At 51.2% G+C, this 20,984-nt stretch carries 11 protein-coding genes; 9 read left to right on the top strand and 2 right to left on the bottom strand.

The features are described 5' to 3' along the window. Positions 1–153: 153 nt before the first annotated feature. The 9 genes from codA (at position 154) to AC0QH1_RS11750 (ending at position 15,383) form a co-directional block, all read left to right on the top strand. Entirely contained in the window at positions 154–1,416 is a 1,263-nt protein-coding gene (gene codA / locus AC0QH1_RS11790; RefSeq protein WP_324631310.1) for a cytosine deaminase, read from the top strand. 358 nt (positions 1,417–1,774) lie between these two features. Continuing rightward, the gene (locus AC0QH1_RS11785) at positions 1,775–4,705 is read left to right on the top strand and encodes an S-layer family protein (protein WP_324631309.1); all 2,931 of its coding nucleotides are present in this window, start codon (positions 1,775–1,777) and stop codon (positions 4,703–4,705) included. Between the two features lie 166 nt (positions 4,706–4,871). Beyond that, entirely contained in the window at positions 4,872–7,475 is a 2,604-nt protein-coding gene (locus AC0QH1_RS11780) for a CHAT domain-containing protein (RefSeq protein ID WP_324631308.1), read from the top strand. A gap of 211 nt (positions 7,476–7,686) precedes the next feature. Then, a complete protein-coding gene (locus AC0QH1_RS11775) occupies positions 7,687–8,469 on the top strand; it encodes a DUF928 domain-containing protein (protein ID WP_324631307.1) in 783 nt (260 codons plus the stop codon). A 159-nt stretch (positions 8,470–8,628) separates the two neighbouring features. Then, complete coding sequence (locus AC0QH1_RS11770; RefSeq protein WP_324631305.1) at positions 8,629–11,124, top strand: CHASE2 domain-containing protein; 2,496 nt, start codon at positions 8,629–8,631, stop codon at positions 11,122–11,124. A gap of 216 nt (positions 11,125–11,340) precedes the next feature. Next, the gene (locus AC0QH1_RS11765) at positions 11,341–13,068 is read left to right on the top strand and encodes an adenylate/guanylate cyclase domain-containing protein (protein ID WP_324631304.1); all 1,728 of its coding nucleotides are present in this window, start codon (positions 11,341–11,343) and stop codon (positions 13,066–13,068) included. Between the two features lie 192 nt (positions 13,069–13,260). Beyond that, a complete protein-coding gene (locus AC0QH1_RS11760) occupies positions 13,261–13,656 on the top strand; it encodes a VanZ family protein (protein WP_324631303.1) in 396 nt (131 codons plus the stop codon). A gap of 100 nt (positions 13,657–13,756) precedes the next feature. Then, on the top strand, positions 13,757–14,581 hold the full coding sequence (locus tag AC0QH1_RS11755; RefSeq protein WP_324631302.1) for a dual specificity protein phosphatase family protein: 825 nt from the start codon (positions 13,757–13,759) through the stop codon (positions 14,579–14,581). A gap of 373 nt (positions 14,582–14,954) precedes the next feature. Further along, positions 14,955–15,383: an FKBP-type peptidyl-prolyl cis-trans isomerase gene (locus tag AC0QH1_RS11750; protein WP_324631300.1), complete on the top strand. Its 429-nt coding sequence runs from the start codon at positions 14,955–14,957 to the stop codon at positions 15,381–15,383. A gap of 100 nt (positions 15,384–15,483) precedes the next feature. Here AC0QH1_RS11750 and AC0QH1_RS11745 read toward each other — a convergent pair whose 3' ends face one another. Together AC0QH1_RS11745 and AC0QH1_RS11740 are read right to left on the bottom strand one after the other, a co-directional pair. After that, on the bottom strand, positions 15,484–18,012 hold the full coding sequence (locus AC0QH1_RS11745) for an adenylate/guanylate cyclase domain-containing protein (RefSeq protein WP_324631299.1): 2,529 nt from the start codon (positions 18,010–18,012) through the stop codon (positions 15,484–15,486). Continuing rightward, a complete protein-coding gene (locus AC0QH1_RS11740; protein ID WP_324631298.1) occupies positions 18,009–20,798 on the bottom strand; it encodes a hybrid sensor histidine kinase/response regulator in 2,790 nt (929 codons plus the stop codon). The genes AC0QH1_RS11745 and AC0QH1_RS11740 overlap by 4 nt, the downstream gene beginning before the upstream one ends. Positions 20,799–20,984 lie beyond the last annotated feature (186 nt).

Below are 20,984 nucleotides of genomic sequence, written 5' to 3'. Positions count from 1 at the left end.
TAGATAAACGGGTTGGCTAAAAAAAGAAATCGAAGTACCCCGTCGATTTCGAGTTAGAAACTCCCCTTTTTGGAGAAAAAGCCGCCTCAACGTTTTCTTTTTTTTGCCAAAGGTTCTAAAATAAGGGACTGAGGTTTTTGCAAAGGAATTGTTATGTCAGAAATTGCCGATACTTTAATGTTGCGCCGATGCCGACTGCTGACCGGTTCGGTGGTGGATATAGAGATTCGCGCCGGCAAATTTGTCGCGATCGCCCCCAAACTATCTCACTTTAGCGAGCGGGAACTCAATGTGGGCGAGCGGTTAGTGAGTCCGCCGTTTGTGGACTCCCACATTCACCTGGACTCCGCACTCACGGCGGGGGAACCGCGCCGGAATCAAAGCGGCACGTTGTTTGAAGGCATCGAAATTTGGGCGGAACGCAAGCGCAGTCTCACCGTGGCGGATGTGAAGCAGCGGGCGATCGCCACCCTGAAGCAGCAGGCAGCTTGCGGCGTGCTTTACGTGAGAACTCACGCCGATGTCAGCGAACCGCAGCTCACTTCAGTGCGGGCATTGTTAGAAGTGCGCGAAGAAGTGAAAGACTGGCTCACCGTGCAAGTGGTGGCATTTCCCCAGGATGGCATATATGGGGGAACCCAGAATGAGGCATTGTTGGAAGAAGCGTTAAAATTAGGCGCGGATGCGGTGGGCGGTATTCCCCATTACGAGTACACCCGGGAAGATGGGGTGCGATCGCTGCATCGCATCTTTGAACTGGCGCAACAGTATGACAAACTCATCGACATTCACTGCGACGAAATCGACGACGAACAATCGCGCTTTTTAGAAGTAGTAGCCGCTTGCGCCCTTCGCAGCGGTCTCGGTTCGCGCGTGACGGCGAGTCATACCACGGCATTTGGGTCATATAATAATGCTTATGCCACCAAATTAATGGGCTTGCTGAAGCGATCGCAAATTAATTTTATCGCCAATCCCTTGATTAACATTACCCTACAAGGACGCAGCGATACCTATCCCAAACGGCGCGGCATCACCCGGGTAAAAGAATTGTGGCAAAATGGACTAAATGTCTCCCTCGGCCATGATTGCGTTTGCGACCCCTGGTACGGTTTGGGCACTGGAAATATGCTCGATGTGGCATATATGGCGCTTCACGTCTGCCAGATGACCGGCGTAGAAGAAATCAATGCCTGTTACGATATGATAACCCATCATGGCGCAAAAACCTTAAAAGTTGAGGATAACTATGGGCTTGAGCCGGGAAAACCCGCGAATCTGATTATTTTTGATGCCGAGAGTAAATTTGATATTTTGCGCCGTCGCCCCCCGGTGAGATATGTCATTTCGCGCGGGGAATTACTCGCCCAAACCGAAACCCCCGCCACCCAGTGGGAAGCCGATCGCTTGGGTTAGGTGCATTCTGCAAGTGGCGATCGCCCGCCCATGCGCGGGCGATCGCCTGTCGGTGCGCTCCCGAACTGGAGTGAGCATGGTTTCCCAGAGAAAAACAAGGGGTTGCTATCAATCCATCGCCCCGATGTCAAAGCCAATCGCCAATTCCCTTCGCTATTATTATTCTAAGAGAGGAAAAATTCAGGCGATCGCAGCCACCAAACCCGTGACCCACGGTGTTACCTCGGCGACAGACGCCACTTTTGCCGCCAGGGCAACCCGATCGCCCTCATTCACGATTGGTGATATAATTGCGATCGCTAACGATTTGGGTGCGCTACGAGTAATTTACTCTTTTACTTGACAAACCAAGAAAACTATGGTACAGGCGCAAACTGTTTACTTGCCAGCCAAAGGATGGCACCTGCTGCAAAAGCTGCAATTGCACGGCTTGAGAATCAGGCCGATATTATCTGGCTTGGTTTTACTCGCCACAACCGTATTATTCCTGCCCCCCGGGCGATCGCAAATCCTCCCTGATGGCAGCTTACCAAACAACTCCAGCATTGTCCCCGAAGCCAATACCCTGCGGATCGAAGGCGGAACCGCGATCGGCGACAACCTCTTCCACAGTTTTAGCGAATTTTCCCTACCCACGGGAAGCGAAGCCTTTTTTAACAATAGCTTAAACATCCAGAACATTTTCACCCGCGTCACCGGGAGCAACCCCTCCCTCATCGATGGCATATTGCGCGCCAACGGGACCGCCAATCTATTTTTACTCAATCCCAATGGCGTGGTATTCGGTTCCAACGCCCAACTGAATATCGGCGGTTCCTTTTTCGCCACCAGTGCCGACGCCGTAGTATTTGACGATGGGAACCGCTTCAGCGCCACAGATCCGGAAGCGCCGCCCCTGCTGACCATGAACGTCCCCGTGGGATTGCAGTACGGACCGGCCCCGGGAACCCTGGTCAATCAATCCCAAGTGAGCGATTCCCAGGGTGCAACCACCGGATTGCAAGTTGCTCCTGGCGAGACCTTAGCCTTACTCGGAGGAAACGTTATTTTCCAAGGGGGACATCTGCAAAGTCCCGATGGACGGATCGAAATTGGCAGTGTCGGGGGGAACAGTAGCGTCAGCCTCACCCCCACACAGAGCGGATTTGCCGTAGGCTATGAGGGAGTGGAGAACTTCCAAGATATCGGAGTGCTGCAACAAAGTACCCTGAATACCAGTGGTGAGGGGAGCGGCGCGATCCACCTGCAAGGGCGGCGGGTAGCGGTGCGCGAGGGTTCCCGAGTCAGCGCGATCGCCCCAGGCTCGCAACCGGGAGGAAACATCCGGATTCAAGCCAGCCAAGGGGTGGAAGTCAGCGGTGCCGATCCGGAGAACTTTACCGCGATCGCCACCGATACCCGAGGAGCTGGGGACGCCGGCGACCTCACCATCGAAACCGGGCGATTTTTGCTGCAAGGCACCGCATTTTTATCCACCTCCAGCTTTGGCAGCGGAAACGGCGGAAATCTCACCCTCCGCGCCCGCGACTCCATCACCGCGATCGGCGTGGGAATGGAATTTCTCGATCGCGCTTTCCGTGCAGGCTTCTCGGGAGAACTGCAACCCAACACGCGCCTAGGCGGACTGTTTAGCGAAACCCTCGGCTTTGCTCCCGCCGGAGACCTGACCTTGGAAACTGCCGGAGATGTGAGACTTTATAATGGCGCGATCGCCTTTAATGGTACCTTCGGCGCAGCCAACAGCGGCAAGATTACCATTCGGGCAGGAAACGCCGTAGAAGCGATCGCGTCTGGCGTCTTCAACTTAAACAGCCTCGGCAGCAGCGGATTGGGCGGTCAACTCACTATCAATACCAACCGCCTCACCATCCGCGATGGCAGCGTGATGGCCAACGTCACCTTAGGCAGTGGCGCGGCAGGAGATTTATTCGTCAATGCCGCAGACTCGATAGAAATTAGCCGCACCCTTCCCCAAAACCTGCTCCCCACCGGACTGTATAACAATACCCTCTTCGGAAGCGGTGCGGCAGGAGACATTGAGATCCAAACCGGACGATTGGTGATGCGCGAGGGGACATTGCTTGGCTCCAACAGCGGCTCGGCGATAGACGGGGAAGTGATTCCCGCCTTTGGTGCGGGAGGAAACATCAATATCCAAGCCACCGACTCGGTGGAAATCCTGGGGGTTTCGCCCGATGGACGAGTCACCAGCGGTCCGGGCACCAGCACATTTGGCTCCACCCCTGCCGGCGAGTTGACGATTTCCACTGGCAAATTAATCTTGGGAGACGGGGCGATTATCTCCAGTGCCACCTTTGGCAGTGGAAACGCCGGCACCCTGACGGTGAATGCTTCGGAATCGGTGGAAGTCTATGGCACTTCCCCGCTGACCGGCCTGCCCACCACTATCAATTCCTCATCCGGGCGCGCCGACTATCCGCAACTGCGACCTACCGGCCCGGGAGGCGACGTGCGAGTGAGAACGCCAGAATTAATCGTCCGCGACGGAGCCAGCCTGGATGTGAGAAGCGGGGGGATTGGAGCCGCAGGGGTGCTAGAGATTGACGCCGATCGCCTGCGATTGGAGAGTGGGGGAAGCTTAAGTGCCGCCACCGTCGCCGGCACCGGGGGGAACATCCAAGTGCGATCGCGCGATATCCGGTTGCAGGGGAATAGCAATATCAACACCGACGCCGGCAACACCGATGGCGGAAACATCACCATCAGCACCGAAACCCTAACCGCCTTCGAGAATAGCGATATCACCGCCAATGCCTTAGAAGGGCGCGGGGGTCGCGTCAGCATCAGCGCCGAGGGCATTTTCGGGATTGAATTTCGTCCAGCCCAAACCGCCAACAGCGACATCACCGCCACCTCTCAACTCGGTTCCGAGTTTAGCGGGATTGTGGAACTGAAGACGCCAGAAGTGGATCCGGCAGCGGGATTGGTGGACCTCGCCGATACGGTAAGCGATCCGAGCGATCGCATCGTCCAGGGCTGTACCCCTAGCGATCGAAACCAATTTATCGTCACCGGGCGCGGGGGTTTACCGAACAATCCCACCCAACCCTTCTCCCGGGCACTGCTGTGGCAGGACCTGCGCCCGGTGACCGGAACCTCCGAAACGCCCACTTCGGAAAAACCACCTTCCTCCCCGGTTTCTGCGGCCCCAACCCCCCTCGTAGAAGCCCAAACCTGGAAAATGAATCGGTTCGGCCAAATTGAATTGGTGCCGATCGCCCCTCATCCAGTGGCGAATCTCCATCCGATTCCGAAATGTCCCCAATAACACCGCCAGACCACTTCCGGCAATTTCCTTGACAAAATAGCACAGTTGTGTTATTCCTAGTAGAAAATTGCCCGAAGAGTGCGAGACCTGTAGGAGGGCAATGCCCACCATCCCTTATCTGTAGAGTAATGATTTCCTACCGCCCCAACCCGGGAGTAAAGAGAGAATGCGCGAGACAGCAACCACCCAAATTCGCAGATGGCGCAAGGCGCTGCAGTCTAGCCTCTGGCTGGCTTTACTCAGTTTTGTAGTCACCACCAGCTTCCTGCCAAGCTTAGCCCAACAGCCCCCCGAAACGGCCATCGTCCAGAGCCGAAGCGAAGCCCAAACCGCACTCGATCGCGCTCGAGTATTATACGAGGGAGGCAGATTTGCCCAAGCGGCGCAACTGTGGCAACAAGCCCGGGAAGCATACCAACGTCAGGGCGATCGCCTGCAAGAAGCGGCTAGTTTAAATTACCTGTCCCTCGCGTATCAAGACCTAGGAGAATGGGAACGCGCCACCAGGGCGATCGCGGAAAGTTTCGCATTACTCGGCGCACAGAGCGACCCGGGCAATGCCGAGTCCGCCCTGATTTTAGCTCAAGCCCTGAATGCGCGCGGCACCCTAGAGCTAGCCCGAGGACAGATTGAAGCCGCCGCCAACACCTGGAAAGAAGCGCAAGACGCCTATGCGATCGCCAAAGACGACGCCGGAAAACTAGGGAGCCAAATCAATCACGCCATCGCCCTGCAAAAACTAGGGCTTTATCGCCGATCGCGCCACCTACTAGAAGCCGCAAACCAACAACTTCGCTCCCAACCGGATTCCGAGATTAAAGTCAGTGGATTGCAAAATCTGGCGATCGCCCTGCAAGTGGTGGGAGACCTAGAGCAATCGCACGAGATTTTAACCCAAAGTTTGGCCATCGCCCGGGGACTGGAAGTGCGAGAGCGGATATCCCCCCGACAAACTGCTGCCATTCTGTTCAATTTGGGCAATATTTCGCGATCGCTGCAACAGCCGCAAGCCGCTTTTGAATATTACCAACAAGCCGCCGAAAAAGCCAAAGACCCGCTGTTGGGCGTGGAAATTCAACTCAATCAGCTCAACCTGGCGATTCAAACCGAAGATTGGCCACTGGCTCGCACCTTGTTTCCCAGCCTCCCGGGACAACTGGCGGAACTCCCCGCCAGTCGCGCCTCGGTGTATGCCAAAGTGAATTTTGCCGAAAGTGCGATAAACTACCAGCAGAAAACCAACGAATCCCCCTGGAGCGTGGAAACCGCCCACCTGCTAGCCAGTGCCGTGCAACAGGCGCGCTCGCTGCAGGATGCGCGAGCCGAATCCTACGCCCTCGGGCAATTAGGGCACTTATACGAAAGTGCGAACCAGGGAGAAGAAGCCCAAAAGCTCACCCAACAGGCCCTCGCGATCGCCGAAGGCATCAATGCCACGGATTTGGTCGCCCCTTGGCAATGGCAACTGGGGCGAGTGTTAAACCAACAAGGAGACACCGAAGGGGCGATCGCTGCCCTCAGCGAATCCGTCAACAGTCTCGAAGCCCTTCGCAGCGACTTGGTAGCGATTAATCCCGACGTGCAATTCTCCTTTACCGAAACTGTCGAACCGGTCTATCGCCAATTGGTCAGTTTGCTGCTCAAATCCAATCCGAGTCAAAAAAACTTGAAACAAGCGCGCCAAACCATCGAAGCCCTGCAACTGGCAGAATTGGATAACTTCTTTCGCGAAGCCTGTTTGGACGCTCAGCCCGTGTTGCTCGACGAAGTAGATGCCACGGCGGCGGTGATTTATCCGATTATTTTACCCGATCGCCTAGAAGTCATCCTCTCCGTGCCCGGACAACCCCTGCGCCATTACAACACCCAGGAATCCCAGGCAGTTGTAGAACGCATCCTGCTAAACTTCCTCGAATCCCTCAATCCCTTTTTCGCCGACGAAACCCGCTTGGAACTGTCGCAACGAGTCTATGATTGGTTGATTCGACCGGCACAAGCAGATTTTGCCGCCAATAACATCGAAACCCTGGTGTTTGTCCTGGATGGAGTCTTGCGAAATCTGCCAATGGCGGCCCTGCACGATGGGGAACAGTATTTGGTGGAGAAATACAATCTGGCCCTCACCCCCGGGTTGCAGTTACTCGCCCCGCGCGCCATCGCCCGCGAGGGGTTACAAGCCTTCACCGGGGGACTCACCGAAGCGCGTCAGGGATTTAGTGCCTTGCCCGCCGTTAAGTCGGAAATGGAGCGCATCGCCGCCAAGCTACCCACAGAAGTGTTTTTAAACGAACAATTCACCACCCAAACCTTGAAAGAACACATCGAAACGGCTCCGTTTCCCTTGATCCATTTGGCCACTCACGGGCAATTTAGTTCCAATCCCGAAGAGACATTTGTGCTGACATGGGACGATAAAATTCTAGTCCGCGAGTTTCAAACGATTTTGCGATCGCGCGAAGACAGCAAACCGCGTCCGATTGAACTGTTGGTATTGAGCGCCTGTCAAACCGCTGCCGGCGATAAACGCGCCGCCTTGGGTTTGGCAGGAGTCGCCGTGCGATCGGGCGCGCGCTCCACTCTGGCAACCCTCTGGTCCGTGAACGACCGATCCACTGCCGAATTAATGGCCGAATTTTATCGCCAGTTTACTGAAACAAGGGTTTCCAAAGCACAAGCGTTGCGCGAGGCACAGCAATTTTTACTCAAGAACCCGGAATACGCCCATCCCTATTACTGGGCACCGTTCATTTTGGTCGGGAATTGGCTTTAATTCAGGCCGTAGGGTGCGTCATTTTGGGTCTCGCCAACCCTCCCCGCTCATTGTCACGAGCGGACAAAAACACCCACTCATCGAGTCCGGAAATATTTCTTTGTTAGCGCAAAAAAAATGACCGAAACTCGATCGCAAAAAAAAATCTCTAAAATAGAGAAGGTGTATGGTTGAAAATCACTAGAAACAATCAATCAATAAGGGGATAATTATGAAGATTCGACAAAACACATCAACCGCGATCGCCCTCGGTTTTCTCTCAGTATTCTTACCCCTAGCTTTGGGGGGAAGCTTGGCACAACGCACCGTAGCACAATCTGAGCCGCACAGAAGCGATCGCCGAGTGCAAGACCAAACCCTGGTGCAAGTGACGTTCGAACCCCCCGGAGACGGAGAACCCACAGACACCGCCGGGGGAGCATCTCGCGACGAAGATATCTGCGCCCAACAGCCCCTCGAGAGCAGTCCTTGCGTCACGCCATTGATGCCCGGAACCCAAAGCGGGTTAACCGTCGCACAGCATCCGGAATTTTACCTGTACGTGCCCGAAACGGAAGCCACCGAGCTATTTTTTGCCCTCAAAGATGCAAATAACCGCCATCACTATCAAACCAAAATTCCCATCTCTGGCGGTGGCGGAATTCTGGCGGTTCGCTTACCCGAAGAGGTGCCGGCGTTAGAAATCGGTCAGACCTATCGCTGGACGTTTATTTTGGTCGGAAAAGACGGACTGCGCCCAGACACTCCCGGCGTGCAAGGAGGAATCGAGCGGGTGGAACTCAACCCGAATTCGATGGGAGAATTAGAGGTTCTGACCCCGTTAGAAAAAGCCGCCTTGTATGGAGCTGAGGGGATTTGGTACGATACGATGAGTACCCTCGCGCAACTGCGGCGATCGCAGCCTGACGATGCGATCGTGGAAGAAAATTGGCGCGAGTTGTTAGCTTCGGTGGGACTCGAAGCGATCGCCGAGCGACCTTTATTGTCCCCCTAGTTAAGGGCGATCGCCACCCTTGCAACCGACGCTTTCAAGGTACCCATCGGCTTGTTTTCTGCAATCCCAGTCAGGGGTTATCTACAATTTGGTAGGAACCCCATTTATCAATCCAGTGGTGGGTGCCGAATCTAAATGTGGCGAACGTTAAAAAAGCAAATGTGGAAATGGCGAGGGGTACTGATGAGTGCCCCCACCGTCGCAGTGGTCGCGATCGCGCTCAATAGTACGGGACTATTTCAATTATTGGAGTGGGCCACTCTGGACCTGTTTTTTCAATTGCGCCCCTCAGAACCCATCGATCCGCGTATTGTTATCGTTACCATTGACGAATCGGATATTACTAAAATCGGACAATGGCCAATTCCCGATGCCGTACTCGCCGAAGCGATCGAGAACATCAAACAACAGCAACCGAAAGTTATCGGCATGGATTTGTATCGCGATTTGCCCGTAGAACCGGGACATGCCGAATTGGTGCAGGTCTTTGAATCTACGCCGAATTTAATTGGTGTAGAAAAAGTCGTGGGGGGAAAAGTGGCCGCCCCAGAAAAATTGCAAGAACTAAATCAAGTGGCGATCGCCGATTTAGTGATTGATAAGGATGGCAAAGTTCGTCGCGGTTTGCTATCGGTTAAACCGCAAAACCAAAGCACCCGATTGAGTCTTGCCGCGACGGTGAGTTTGAGGGTTCTCGAATCCCAGGGCATCAGCTTAGAAATGGTAGATGCCCAACAGAATCATTTGGGATTGGGAAAAGCAGTGTTTATTCCCCTGCGCGGCAATGAAGGCGGCTATATTAATGTAGATGCCGGGGGATATCAAATTTTGATTAACTATCGCGGGGCGGAAGAGAATTTTAAAACCGTTTCTATGACCGAGGTTTTGGAAAATGATATTCCCCCAGATTTGATGCGCGATCGCATTGTGTTGATTGGCGGCATCGCCGAAAGTCTGAATGACTTGTTTTTTACCCCCTTTAGTGGCCGAAATTCCCAGTCACCGCAGCGCACTCCCGGCGTGGTGATTCATGCCAATGTAATTAGCCAAATCCTCAGCGGGGCGCTAGAAGCGCGTCCGTTTATTACATTTTTACCCGAAAGGTTCGAGTGGTTGTGGACCGTGATTTGCTCCTTGGCGGGGGCCAGCATTTCCTATGGGTTATTGCAGACTAAGCGATTTAAACCAAATCTTTCCCTAAAATGGGCGATCGTCGTTATTTGGATTGGGGCGGGAAGCAGTGGATTGATGGGGGCGAGTTATCTGGCATTTTTAAATAGTTATTGGATTCCCGTAGTTGCGCCGATTGTGGGGTTAATTGGGTCTTCTGTGGCAATGGCGGCCTATTACTCTCGCGGAGTACAGCGCGAAAGCGAACGTCGGTTGGCGCAATTTCTCGAAGCAATGCCGGTGGGAATTGCGGTACTCGACGCCGGGGGTAAACCCTATTATACCAATAAAACTGCCGAGGAATTATTGGGAAAAGGAGTGGTGCGATCGGCCAATCCCCAGCGCTTGGCGGAGGTTTATCAGTATTATCTCGCCGGGACTGATTCGCTTTATCCTTGGGAAAGTTTGCCCATCATTCGGGCGTTGAAAGGGGAAACTTCTACCGCCGACGATATCGAAATTCACCGCAGCGATCGCCCGAGTATTCCCATCGAAGCGTGGGGAACGCCAATTTATGATGAAAATGGCAATATTTCTTATGCGTTGGTTGCTTTTCAAGATATCACCGAACGCAAACAAGCAGAAGCCGATCGCGAACGGTTTACGAAAGAATTGTTCGCGCTCAATGCTGATTTAGAAAAAGCCCTCGATGCGGAATTTGAATTAACCGATGCCTACGGACGATTTGTTCCCCATGAATTCCTACATTTTTTGGGGTATGAAAGCATTGTGGCGGTCAAACTGGGCGAAGCGGTGGAAATGGAAATGTCGATTTTATTTTCCGATATCCGCGATTTTACTACCCTCTCCGAAAGCATGACGCCGCAAGAGAATTTTAAATTTATTAATTCTTATCTCAGTTGCATGGAACCGGCGATCGGGGAACATAGAGGGTTTATCGATAAGTACATCGGCGATGCAATTATGGCCTTATTCGGCGAGGGCGCGGATAATGCCGTGAAAGCGGCAATTGCGATGTTGCAGCGACTGCACAAATACAACCTAGAACGTCAGCAGCAAGGGGAAAGTCCGATTAAAATTGGAATTGGCATCAATACTGGTTCCCTGATGTTGGGTACCGTGGGCGGACCGAAGCGCATGGATGGCACGGTGATTAGCGATGCGGTGAATTTAGCCTCGCGCATCGAAGGATTGACGAAAAATTATGGCCTGTCTTTGTTGATTAGCGATCGCACCTTTTACAGCTTGCAAAATTCAAATCACTACAATATTCGCCTCATCGATCGCGTTAAAGTCAAGGGAAAGTCGGAAACCGTGTCGGTGTTTGAAGTTTTCGATGCGGATCCGATAGAACTCAGAGAAGGAAAGTTAATCACCCAAAGCATTTTTGAGGAAGCTTTGTTACATTATTCTCATCAGCACTACGCCGAGGCGCATCGACTGTTTCAAAAGTGCCTGCGAATCAATCCCGGGGATAGTGTGGCGCGCATTTATCTCGATCGCACTCAGCACTATCGGTTTTAATGGTAGGGATTGGTTTGGTGCGTCACTGGCGAATGCGACGGGTTATTGATTTTTTGGCCCTTTGTTGGTGCGTCACCCCCGAATGAGATTAAGTGGTGTGGCGATTGATTGAGTGGCGGGGGTGACGCACCCTACGGGTTTTGGGGTGGGGTATCGCGTCTGGGTTTATCCGTGTCATAATTCCAATGATGCTTTTTTTACCCCGAAGCTGTCCTGATGACTTTACGCAAAAAAACACTGCTGGCGATCGGCGCGACTCTGATTGGTTTATTTGGCGCGGTGCATGTGACCTCCTCTACCATTTTACTGGCGGGATTCACTCGCTTAGAAAAACGCGAGGCGCAGCGCAACGTGCAACGAGTTCTGGATGCATTTTCCAATTATCGCGATGAATTAAACGCGCTGAATTATCAATGGGGGATTTGGGATGAAACCTATCAGTTTGTTGAAGATGGAAATCGGAATTATATTACGCGGAATCTGGGGAAAACCAATATTCGCTCGATTCGCGCTAACTTGATGGGATTTATCAATACAGAAGGGGAATTGGTGTATGGGGTGGCGTTCGATTTAGAGCGGGATAAAACTGTACCGGTGCCCGAAGATATTTCGGGTCATTTGTCGGCGGCGAATCAAGCGGATTTGCAAGATGCAGAGAATCGGTTTACCGGGATTGTCATGTTAGCGGATGGCCCGATGGCGATCGCCACAGGTCCGATTCTCACTAGCGAAGGAACCGGTCCGAGTCGCGGTACATTGGCGATCGGCAGATATCTAGACGCGCAAGAAATCAAGCGCCTCGGGGAATTAACCCATTTGGATATTACCGGTTATCCGGTCAATTCCGGTGCAATCCCGGCGGAAATTAATCGGGCGATCTCCAGGTTATCCAATCCTGACGCCGACAGTTCTATCCTCGTAGAAACCATCAGCGAACAGCTCTTAGTTGCTTATACCCTCCTGGGCGATATCTATGGCAACCCCGCCGTTTTATTGGAAGTAGAAATCCCCCGGGATATTTATCGTCAAGGTCAAATTAGCCTGCGCTATCTGATTGTTTCGTTAATCGTGGTAGGCATCGTTTTTAGCATCAGCACCTTATTGCTGTTAGAAAAATTGGTGTTAGCTCGGTTAGCGCACTTGAGTCAAGATGTGAAGAAAATCGGCAGCAACAGCGATTTATCCCGGCGAGTTTCTATGTCCGGAAATGACGAACTCTCCAATCTCGGCAATACGATTAATGGCATGTTAGTGGCGTTAGAATCTTCCACAAAAGAACTGGCCGCCGAACGGGAAAAAGCCGAACGCCTGCTGTTGAATATTTTACCCGAACCGATTGCCGATCGCCTGAAATTGCAAGAAAATACCATTGCCGATAATTTCGCAGAAGTCACGGTTTTATTTGCCGATATCGTCGGATTTACCAACCTGTCTTCCGAAATCGAACCCGCCGACTTAGTACGCTTGCTCAATGAAATATTTTCCCGCTTCGACCGCTTAGCAGAACGACATCAATTAGAAAAAATCAAAACCATTGGCGATTGTTATATGGTCGTCAGTGGGTTGCCGGTTCCCCGGGAAAATAGCGCCGCCCCGGTGGCAGATATGGCATTGGATATGCAAGCAGAAATCGCGCGATTTAATGCGGATTTCAGTCAAACTTTGAGTATGCGAATTGGCATCCATACCGGACCGGTAGTTGCTGGGGTAATTGGCATCAAAAAGTTTATTTACGACTTGTGGGGCGATACGGTGAATATTGCCTCGCGCATGGAATCCCACGGAATTCCGGGCTGCATTCACGTTTCTAGTGCCACTTACGAACACTTGCGCCATGACTATGTTTTGGAAGAACGCGGCGTTATTCAGGTGAAAGGGAAAGGAGAAATGACCACGTATTTGCTGCAAGCTAAAGCAGCGAATTCCGTTCCTCTGGTGTCTTGAGGAAGCGGTAAGGGGTTTCTCGGTTTACCGCCGTTTTTCCCATGCCGATAAAACGCAATTTCTCCCATCCGTCCACAGTAAAACCAGGGGGAATAATGATGAGAATTGCTTCAAACAGGCACTTTTTATCCGGACTGTGCGTCTGCATCTGAGAAGTCAACGATTGCATCAACGATTGTGGAGTTTGCCCGAATGAAAATGAATCGAAAAGGCTGGGCGATCGCGGGGTTAATTTACTTGGCCATTTTGCTGACAATTATGGGGTTGGCCAATGGAGGAAAATTGCCCTTGGGTCGAGTAACTCTGATTCCAAATTATGACTTAATCGGCCATTTTATATTGTACGGCATTGCCTCATTTCTCAGCCATCGGGCATTGGGCAAAAAAATGATGGTTTTGTTTACCGTTCCGGTTCCCTTTGGCCCGTTTATTTTTAGTTTGTTTACCATTGCAGAGGAAATGCTGCAAGTGATTTTTCCCACCCGCAGTTCTACGGTGGCGGATTTAGCGGCGAGTCTGATGGGGATTATCGCCTTCTACGCGATCGGGGAATTTTGGGATGAAAGTCGCGAGAGAATCCATCATTAAAAATATTGACGAATCAGCTCTAACTGGAGGGTGGGCAATGCCCACCGACAAATTATAAAATGAAGTGGAGGTAAAATGGCAAAGGAAATATTATCGGGTGATGAGTATCGATAAATCTTTCGCAGACATTAAAGAAATTTACCCTTCTCTGGGAGATGAAAAAACCCTTTATATGTTAGAGCATTTGGGGGTTTGGGTGAAGCTGACTGCCCCGCATCCGCCCACGGCGTTGCGGGTACAATTATGGACGAATCTGTTAACCAAATTTAATAGTGAAGGGTCGTGGTACGGCCTAGATTTGGATTATAAAGGGGAAGAGTCCGGGGTGTATTTATTTGCCGGTTCTTTTATGCCCACCAGTGTGGGAAATTATGAATTCACCTATCGGGTGGGAGAGGGGTTAAAGGAAACAGAATGGCACTGGATCGGCGAGTTTGGAGATAATGGACGGGTGAAGGTGGAACCGCCGTCTGAGTCGATGCAGTGGACCCAAGGTGCGAGTGCGGTGGAAGTGTGGGAAAATGTGTATGTGGGGAATTTTATTGCGGCGTCAAATGCCAGAGAGTTGGGATTTGATGCGGTTTTGAATTTAGCGGCAGAATTATTAGTGAATTTCGAGGAACATGGGGAAATCGCCTATCGGAAAATTGGCTTGTTAGATGGCGCGCATCATGGGATTCCGGAAGCGGAAATGTTAGCGGCGATCGCCTGGATTGAAGAACAAATTGAGCGCGGAAAAAAACTCTTGATTCACTGTCGCGCCGGAATTGGGAGAAGTGGTTCCCTGGGGGTGGCGTATTGTTTCCGCCAAAATCCGCAGTGGACCTATCAGGAAACTCTGGATTACATTTGGAGCAAAAAGCCGGATATTTACCCGCACAAAAACCTGCAAGCGACCTTGGAACGACTGTTTCCCCGAAGTTGAGACGGTGGCGCGCGGCGATCGCCCATTCTCCTCGGCGCGGAAATGCCAATCCGGTTGTTGAGGCGTTGCGCCGATAATCTCGGCGAGTTGCAGCCTCCTGCAAAAATCCACCATCCAAGTTAAAATGTTGACCGAAGACCCACCGAGCGGCGATCGCTCGGTGGGGTCATAGATGTCTGGGGGGAAATTTTGCCGAGTTTCCAACCCTTAATCATACCTCATCAACAATCATCTGACAAGCAAGAGGGAAAAATCTTCTTGAATTCACTCCGGGTCGATTGATTAACCTGATTAAAACGTTGGTTGATATTGGGAGGTCTTATAAAACCAGACTCGGAGTCGGCAAAGCACCTGAATAGTAGGAGAAATAAGAATGTCACAGGCAAAACAGGGCGATATCGTTAAAGTTCATTACACGGGTAAATTATCCGACGGTACGGTGTTTGATTCCTCAACGGAACGCGGACCGTTAGAATTTACCCTAGGCGAAGGACAACTGATTCCCGGTTTCGAACAAGCAGTGATTGGAATGGCCCCGGGAGAAGAAAAAACCGAACAAATTCCTGCCGATCGCGCCTATGGTCCGCGTCGCGAGGATATGGTGGTACAGGTTGAGCGCGATCGCATTCCGCAGAATATCCCCTTAGAAGTGGGTCAGCGACTGCAAATTCAACAAGCGCCAGACCAAGTGATTCCGGTAACCGTCACCAATATTTCCGATTCCCAAGTCACCTTAGATGCGAATCCCCCCCTCGCCGGTCAAGACTTGACGTTTGATATCCAATTGGTAGAAATCGGCTGATTGACAAAATTGCCACTCCGTGGTGAATAAATAAACTCCATCCGATAAAAGTAGAGACGCCTGGAGGCGTCTCTACTTTTAGTTTGGCGCGCCACGAGAGTTACAAATCTCTGAGTTTTTCGTTAATCATTTCTACCATACTTTGAGTCGCTTCGCGCACGCTTTTCATAGCTTCTTTGTCCGGTGAGGATAACTGCTGAATTTTGGTTTCCTCAGTTCGACCCACCAGAAAATAGGTGTTCATTTGGCCTTTGCCTTTGATTAAAATCGAACCGCGTTTTTCAAACTTGTAGCGGTCCTTGAGAAGCTGATAGGTGGCATCGCTGACTTGAATTTGGCCGGCGATTCCGTGGGATTCCATGCGAGAAGCCACGTTAACCGTATCCCCCCACAAGTCGTAGATAAACTTTTTGATGCCAATCACCCCCGCAACCACCGAACCGCTATGGATGCCGATCCGGATGCTGAAATTTTTGTGATTGGCGGCGTTAAATTGGGCGAGGGCGGTTTGCATTTCCAAGGCCATTTCCGCGATCGCATCCGCGTGATCCGGGCGTCGTTTGGGCAGTCCGGACACCACCATGTAAGCATCGCCAATGGTTTTAATTTTTTCCAATTCATGCTGTTCGGTGAGGCGATCGAAAGCAGAAAAAATTTGATTGAGCAAGTCTACCAATTCAATCGGCGACAGATAAGAGGCAATTTGGGTAAATCCAACGATATCGGCAAACAAAACTGACACATCGGGGAAATTTTCGGCAATACTTCCCGGTGTCTTTTTTAAGCGTTCGGCGATAGTTTCGGGCAATATATTGAGCAATAAGCTTTCGGTTCTGGCCTGTTGCTGGCGCAGGGTAGCTTCCGCCTGGATGCGTTCGGTAATATCGCGCAAAATGGCGCGGGTGGCAATCGGTTTGTCTTCGACGATTTTACAGTGAATGCTACCTTCGACCCAGATTTTTTCTCCCTCTTTGGTGATAAACTGAGTGGTCAGTTGTTCGATATCTTCTCCGGACATGATTCGCCGAAACAGCTTCAGGCACTCGTTCTTGCAGTCTGGATGAATGATATCGACGAGTTTGAGGCGAAACACTTCTTTTTGAGTATAGCCGAGGGTCTCGCGCCATGCCCGATTCACGTAAATAAAACGACCATCGGCGGCGACGCTTTGAATCAAATCGCTGGCATTTTCAAATAAATCGCGATATCGTTCTTCGCTTTCTTGTAAGGCAGCTTCCGCTTGTTTGCGTTTGATAAATTGCCCGATTTGACTGCCAATTTCGGCGAGGGTTTGCAATAAATCCTCATCCAGGGGTAAGCGATCGCCACTGAAAAAGACAATCGCGCCGAGCACTTCCGTGGTCAGCTCATTTTCCGCTTCTACGCTCAAGTCATCGCGATCGCCTAAAATGGGAACCGCGATCGCCCCTTGTAACCCCGCCGCCATCGCCACCTCGCGCCGCGCAAAGCTCTCCTCATCGGCCATTTCTGGAATCCACTTCGGGCCACGATCCGCCCACACTTCACCGGCTAATCCCTCGCCGCGAGAAAAACTCCTCTGGGTGGTGGCGCGGATAAATCGCGGATTGGCGATCGCCTCGCTATGCCACAATTCCATACAGTGCAGGTGAAACGCCGAGTCTGCAAACCCCCACACCGACACCGACCCTTCGCCCACCGATGGGGTTGGCGATCGCTGTTCTTGCGCTTTCACCATCCACAGTTCCCCCACATCGCATTTCAAGCGATCGCAAAGCGCCGGCAACAATCGCGGGGCGGCTTCTTTAAAACTCGTCGATTCCGATAGAATCGCAGTGGTGGCTGACTGAATTTGCTGACGCTGTTGTTGGCGCACTCTATCGGTAATATCCCGCCCGATATAAACAAAATCCAGCACATTTTCCACCTCAGTTTGCACCGCCGCACAAGAAAACGCCACGTAAACTTTTCGGTCGGTTTTCGTTTTGCAGACCGCTTCGGCATGAGGTACGCTATTCTCCGGCGATTTCGACTCTCTCAAACTCGCTTCCTGTCGTAACTCTTCTGCCGCCGAAGTCAACCGGGAAATATTCTGATTCAATAATTCGGCTTCGCTATACTCAAATAACTCAACAGTAGAGTGATTAATCGTCTTAATCGTTCCCGCTTGATTGGTCACAATCAGTGCCTCGGCAATCGAGGTAATAATCTCCTCAATATAAGCCTTCGAGGTAGATAATTCTGCCAGTAACAGATTCGTTTCGTTGGTGGCCTGGACGAGCTTTTGTTCCAACACCATCCGCTCGGTGACTTCTTCAAAAAAGACTATCAAGCATTTATCCCCGATATCAGCATCATTTTTTTCGATGATGTAAATATCAAAATAAACCGGAGAATTTGGCTCGCCAAATCGTCCCAGGGATTGGAGTTTAAAGCAGGCTTCTCGTCCTTCCAGCACCTCCATTAACAACGCTTCTACGCCGATTAATTCCGGGAAGGCCACACTCACCTCATCTCCCACGCACACCTGATGGGGAGCATCGGCAAAGCGTTCCACTCCCGGAGAAAATTGGAGAATTTTTAAGTTTCGATCCAACACCAGGTGCTCGATGCCATGTACCGCTAAAAATTTGTTGAAAAGAGAGTTCATTCCCGTTGTACCACCTGACCTACAAAACTCACGACGGATTGAAAAGCTTCAGTTAATTGCGCCAATAAAGCAGCCGAATTTTCTCCTTTTCCTTGTTTGGCTTCTCGTTCTAAAAGCGCCGCCAAACCATAAAGTTTTTTGGCTCCAATATTGCCGCTAGCACCCTTGATGTAATGCGCTTCTTGTTCGACCGTTGCAAAATCTTCTACTGGCACAGCTTGCAGTGCGGCCAGATGCGCCTGGATTTCTGCAATAAAAGTTTCGAGAACTTCTTGCTTAAAGGCAGCATCCCCGGCACAAATCAACTCGAGACGGTCGAGATCGAATGGACGTTCTCCAGACTCCATTGGGGGCGGGTTGACTGTTGCTGCTGCCGGGGATTCGCTCAACTTACTGCCCCATTGGGCCAGTATAGCCTGCAGTTGTTCTTGATGGACGGGTTTGCTGAGATAATCATCCATGCCCGCCGCCAAACATTTCTCCCGGTCTTCTTTCATGGCGTTTGCCGTCATGGCAATCACAATGGTATGGGGGCGCTGTGGTTCCGGGGTTGAGGCCCGATCGCCCCCTTCCAAACGGCGAATTTCTCGGGTGGTTTGATACCCGTCGAGAATCGGCATTTGACAATCCATCAAAATGATATCGTAGGCATTTGTTTTCCACCGCGCGATCGCCTCTTGCCCATGATTCACTACCTCTGCCCCATATCCCAATAATTCAAGCTGTTTGACAATGGTTTTTTGATTCACCAGATTATCTTCCACCACCAGCAGTTTTAACGGAAATTTCTCGGCGGTAGAGTGCAGGTCAAGGTGCCCATCGCCCAGGGTCTGGTTAGATTTACTCTCGATGCCAAATACCCGCGAAAGGGTGTCTAAAAATCGGGCGGGTTTCACCGGTTTGATGACATAATCGGCAAACCCCATTTTTAATGCTTCTTTGACTTTCGATCGCTGATTGGTGGCGGCGATCGCAATTAACGGTAAATTCCCAAACTCTCGGTGCGATCGAATCATCTCCCCTAAGGCAAGTGCCGCGATCGCCTCGGTTCCCAAATCGATAGCCACTACCTGGTAAAATTTGCCCCGTTCTCGTTGCTTTTGCAACCATTGTATCCCTGTGGCACTCTCGGTTTCATCCACCTGCATTCCCCATGCTTCGGCGCGATCGCGCACACAAAAGCGCACCAGGGGGCGATCGCTAATTGCTAACAGCGATCGCCCCTTTAACCTCTCTGGCGGCGCAACCCTTTCCGGCGCTTCCCTTTGCCGCCCAAACGGTATTTTAAACCAAAACTTCGACCCTTTTCCCGCTTCACTTTCCACCCCGATTTCCCCTTGCATCAAATTCACAATTTGTCGGCAAATTGCCAGTCCCAATCCCGTTCCGCCATACTGGCGCGTGGTGGAAGCATCCACCTGGGAAAACGGTTGAAACAGTTTCTTTTGATTCTCCGGTTCGATCCCGATTCCCGTATCCACAATCGAAAAGGCGATCGTCGCACCCGGGTCACAGGATTCCAACAGTTCCACTTGCACCGTCACATATCCTTCCGGAGTAAATTTAATTGCATTCCCCATTAAATTGGTCAGCAATTGTCTCAAACGCGCCGCATCTCCGATAAGATGAATTGGTGTATTTCTCTCGATAAACGATGAAATTTCCAGTTGTTTTGCGTGCGCCTGGGGCGCGAGCAAATCTACCACATCTTCCACGCAGCTTGCTAAATCAAAGGGCAACTCTTCTAGCTGCATTTCTCCTGCTTCGAGTTTGGATAAATCTAATATTTCGTTGATTAACGTGAGCAGGGCATCTCCACTGAGACGAATCGTTTCTACAAAGTCGCGCTGTTCCGGCGTTAAAGGGGTTTCTAATAACAATCCGGTCATTCCCAATACCGCATTCATCGGCGTGCGGATTTCGTGGCTCATATTTGCCAAAAAATTACTTTTGGCTTGGGAGGCGAGTTCCGCTTCCCGACGCGCCCGTTCCAGTTCCGCTGTGGCGCGCTGACGTTCGGTCATATCCCGCCCCACATACACAAAATCTTGGTAATCTTTCAAATCGGTTTGAATTGCCGAACGAGAAAAGGAAACCAAAATCTCTTCTCCGCTTTTTGTCCGACAAATCCCTTCTAGAGTTTGCCACCCATCGGCTTCCAATTCCTTCCCCATCTGATGGCTTTTTTCTACACTATTTTCATCTTTGATTATCGCTGAAATCGGCTGTCCGATTAACTCGGATTCTGAATATTGGAATAAGTCTTGCGCCGCTTGATTGACGGTTTTGATGGTTCCGGCGCGATTGGTGACGAATAGCGCATCTCCCATTGAGGTAATAATGCGATCGGTATAAGATTTTGCAGTGGCTAGGGTACTGAGCAACAAATTGGCTTCGTTGGCTCTTTGTAACAACTCTTGTTTGAGTTGCATCGCTTCGCTGGTCTGTGCACAGACAATCAACAATTGGTTGCTTTCTTCCCCTGTATTTCCGGGATACTGTAGGGCAGAAAGGTCAAAATACAACCGAGGATTTTCTGCCGAACCTCGGGCGATTCCTTTAATTTTAAACGCACTTTTTTCCCCCCTTGCCACTTGATGTAAAATGGACTCGATGCCAATCAGTTCGGGAAAACCCTGGCGCAGGTCTATTCCGGGGGCGATGTCTTCCGGGCGATCGGCAAACCGCTGCACGCCCGAGGATGTTTCTTGAATCGAAAAGTGGCAATCGACCACCAGATATTCTAAATCCAGTGGCAGTAAAATTTTTGCGATCGGAGAATTCATAGCATGTTCGAGGATAGAACAGAGAGGTTAAAATATGCTTGGGAATTCTACCCATCCCGGGGTAAAATGACCTGAAGCTTCCTTTCCATTATCCGAACTTTTTCGGAAAAATTCAAGGGAGAACAATGCGGCAACGGCTAAGTTAGAATGGGACGCAGGCCGTAAACTCCCAAAGGGGGGATCGTC

The organism is Phormidium sp. CCY1219, from assembly GCF_055795085.1.
The sequence above is the reverse complement of the archived record's forward strand: the minus strand, read 5'-3'. Positions and strand labels throughout refer to the sequence as shown.